3 protein-coding genes are annotated in these 2,479 nt (G+C 66.5%); 1 reads left to right on the top strand and 2 read right to left on the bottom strand.

Annotated features, from left to right (window positions below):
- Positions 1–121: 121 nt before the first annotated feature.
- Both IVA91_RS32245 and mutY read right to left on the bottom strand, forming a co-directional pair.
- Positions 122–541, bottom strand: coding sequence for a PaaI family thioesterase (locus IVA91_RS32245; protein WP_247279636.1), 420 nt, complete (start codon positions 539–541; stop codon positions 122–124).
- Positions 542–608: 67 nt separating this feature from the next.
- A complete protein-coding gene (gene mutY, locus IVA91_RS32240; RefSeq protein ID WP_247279635.1) occupies positions 609–1,709 on the bottom strand; it encodes an A/G-specific adenine glycosylase in 1,101 nt (366 codons plus the stop codon).
- A gap of 165 nt (positions 1,710–1,874) precedes the next feature.
- Here mutY and IVA91_RS32235 point away from each other — a divergent pair, with 165 nt between their 5' ends.
- A complete protein-coding gene (locus IVA91_RS32235) occupies positions 1,875–2,366 on the top strand; it encodes a DciA family protein (RefSeq protein ID WP_247279634.1) in 492 nt (163 codons plus the stop codon).
- Positions 2,367–2,479: the final 113 nt, after the last annotated feature.

The following is a 2,479-nucleotide window of genomic DNA, read 5'->3' as shown; positions in this document are numbered from 1 at the left end:
CCAGGGTCCACAGCCCCAACAACAGCAGGCCTGAACGAAACGAGAATTGTGTTACCCATGTCGTCGGTTTGAACTGTTACCCATGTCGCCGGTTGCTCAAGTGGAGCGCGTGGCTACCGTCTTACCGCACCACCCTTGCCGCCTCCAGCAGCCGCTCGGTCGCACTTGCCGTCGCCAGCACCGTGCCGTCCTCGGCCATCAGCTTGCCTTCGACGAAGGCGATGGTCTTGCCGAGCTGCGTCACCTGGGCCTCGCCGACGATCGGGCCGGGCTTTGCCGGCGACAGAAAATTCACGGTCATGCTGATGGTGGTGGTGTAGAGCCGGCCCTCGCTCATCACCAGCACGGCGGGGCCCATCGTGTCGTCGAGCATGGCCGAGAGCATGCCGCCCTGGATGAAGCCTGCTGGATTGCAGAACTCCGGCTTGCCCTCGAAGCCGAGCTTGATCCAGCCCTCCTGCGGGCGGGCATCGAGCAGGCGCCAGCCCAATAGCTCGGCGCAGGGCGGTCTTCGAAAGTTGTCCAGCGCAGTCTTGACCATGCGAACCTCCGTTGCCGCCGCTGGATAACGCAGGTCTGCTGCCAGCATGATGTCAGCAGAGTGGGCGCTAGAGATCCAATCCATGCGCGATGACCTTGCGCATGACGTTGGGCAGCGCTTCGCCGGCAAGTGTGGCGATCGGCACCCACCGCATGCCCTCGGGCGCGCGCGTGCGGGCTTCCACCTTCGCCGTATAGACCACCAGCTCCAGCGGAAAATGCGTGAAGACGTGGGTGACGACGCCCATCTTGCGCTGCCAGCGCGTCAGCCCCTTCAGCTCCGGCGCCTGCTGCTTCGCCGTCGTATCGTCCTGGCCGGCGAGCCAATCCGAGCACGGCACCTCGGTCATGCCGCCGAGCAGGCCCTTTTCCCGCCGGCTGCGGACGAGCAGTTCATCGCCCCGGGTGACGACGAAGGCGGCACCGCGCCGCAACGTTCCGCTCTTCTTCGGCGCCTTGCGCGGAAATGTTTCCTGCGTCCCCAGCGCTCGTGCGACGCAATCCTCGTTGAGCGGACACAGCGAGCAGGCCGGCTTCTTCGGCGTGCAGATCGAGGCACCCAGGTCCATCAGCGCCTGTGCGCTGTCGCCGGCGCGAGAGTCTGCGAGCAGCGTCGTTGCCAGTTGCTGGATCAGCGGCTTGGCCTGCGGCAGCTCCTCCTCGACCGCGAACAGGCGCGAGACCACCCGCTCGATATTGCCGTCGACCGGCATGGTGCGGCGGTCGAACGCGATCGCCGCAATTGCAGCTGCCGTGTACGGCCCGATTCCGGGCAGCGCACGCAGGCCCTCCTCGGTGTCGGGAAAGACGCCGCCATGCTCGCGCGTCACCGCGGCCGCACAGGCGTAGAGGTTGCGCGCGCGCGAATAGTAACCGAGCCCGGCCCACATCCGCAGCACGTCGTCGAGCGAAGCCCGGCCGAGCGCCGTGACGTCCGGCCAGCGCGCCACGAATTTCTCGAAATAGGGCCCGACTGCCTTCACCGTGGTCTGCTGGAGCATGATCTCCGACAGCCAGACGCGGTAAGGGTCTGATGCCTCGCCGGGCGCCGCGCGCCAAGGCAGACGGCGGCGGTGGCGGTCATACCAGTGAAGGAGCGCCAAAGGACGAACCAGATGTTCCGGTTGGACTGGTTCCGATTTCGTCTTGCGGGCCGATTTGGGGGGCATGCTCGCACTGTAACGATGTGGGGCCGGTCTCTCCATGTCCTGCCCGCGCTTGTCGCGGGCATCCACGTCTTTCTTCCTTCGCGGCAAGGCGTGGCTGGCCGGAAGAAAGCCCGGCCATGACGGCAGCAGTTCCTCGCGCGACGGGCACAGTGCTATAAGGTCGCCATGTCCAAATTCCCGCCCAAACCCGGCCCCATCAGCGCAAAGCCGCTTTCGCTCTTGCTGAACGACGTCTTCGCCGAGGCGTATGCCAAGCAGGGCTTTGCGGCGCGCGAGCTGGTGACGCGGTGGGCGCAGATTGCGGGGCCGGAGATCGCGGCCCATGCCGAGCCGCTGAAGATGCAATGGCCGAGGCCGGTGGAGGGCCAGCCGCAGGAGCCGGCGACGCTGGTGCTGCGGGTCGAGGGGCCGATGGCGCTGGAGATCCAGCACACCGCCGACGTGATCCTGGAACGGGTCAACCGCTTCTTCGGCTGGAGCGCGGTCGGCAAGCTGGCGTTCCGTCAGGCCCCGCTGTCGCGCACCCGGCGGCCGGCTCGGCCGGGCCCGCCCGATCCCAAATCGGTGGCCAAGGTGGCGGAGAGCTTGGGCGACATCGAAGATGAACAGCTCAAGACGGCGCTGGCGCGGCTCGGAGCCGCCATCAAGCGAAATTGAGCCTCATTCCCTAGCCCGCATTTCTCACACGGCCGATAGCTGTGCGACAGAGGATAGAAGGTCTAGCGAAGGCGATGAGGAGCCGTTGCGCTGGAGGCGCGGGTGGCGATTTG

It is taken from the genome of Bradyrhizobium sp. 153, from assembly GCF_023073835.1.
GTDB lineage: Bacteria > Pseudomonadota > Alphaproteobacteria > Rhizobiales > Xanthobacteraceae > Bradyrhizobium.
The sequence above is the reverse complement of the archived record's forward strand: the minus strand, read 5'-3'. Positions and strand labels throughout refer to the sequence as shown.

What these genes read in the sequence shown, in the direction of transcription:
- IVA91_RS32245 (WP_247279636.1), bottom strand. Translation starts at nt 541, where the DNA reads ATGGTCAAGACTGCGCTGGACAACTTTCGAAGACCGCCCTGCGCCGAG.
- mutY (WP_247279635.1), bottom strand. Translation starts at nt 1,709, where the DNA reads ATGCCCCCCAAATCGGCCCGCAAGACGAAATCGGAACCAGTCCAACCG.
- IVA91_RS32235 (WP_247279634.1), top strand. Translation starts at nt 1,875, where the DNA reads ATGTCCAAATTCCCGCCCAAACCCGGCCCCATCAGCGCAAAGCCGCTT.